The organism is Arthrobacter sp. GQ119, assembly GCF_059759125.1.
In genome coordinates, this window is the sequence record NZ_JCAXEA010000075.1 from 1 (window position 1) to 532 (window position 532).

1 protein-coding gene is annotated in these 532 nt (G+C 62.0%); it reads left to right on the top strand.

Annotated elements, in window-relative coordinates; genetic code table 11:
• Window positions 1–53: 53 nt before the first annotated feature.
• The coding region (locus AC6CH3_RS23415; RefSeq protein ID WP_498134709.1) for a catalase at window positions 54–532 on the top strand (479 nt) is incomplete at its 3' end.

The window sequence follows — 532 nt, forward strand, 5'->3', positions numbered from 1 at the left end:
GGGCCCAGAAACTTCCTTCGTAACTGTCAAGTAATCAATAAATTAGGAGAAAGATGACTTCGAACATCTCTGCGCCTGCCGTGTCCACGACACAGTCCGGTGCTCCGGTCACGTCCGATGCCCATTCCAAGGCTGTCGGCGCCGACGGCGCGATCATCCTCACGGATCACTACCTGGTGGAGAAGCTCGCGCAGTTCAACCGCGAGCGGGTTCCGGAGCGTGTGGTGCACGCCAAGGGCGGCGGCGCGTTCGGTACCTTCAAGACCACCGAGGACATCTCCAAGTACACCAAGGCCGCGTTCCTGCAGCCCGGTGTGGAGACCGAGATGCTGATCCGTTTCTCCTCCGTTGCCGGTGAGAACGGCTCCCCGGACACCTGGCGGGACCCGCGCGGGTTCGCGGTGAAGTTCTACACCTCCGAGGGCAACTACGACCTCGTGGGCAACAACACCCCGGTGTTCTTCATCCGCGACGGCATCAAGTTCCCGGACTTCATCCACTCCCAGAAGCGCCTGCCCGGCACGCACCTGCG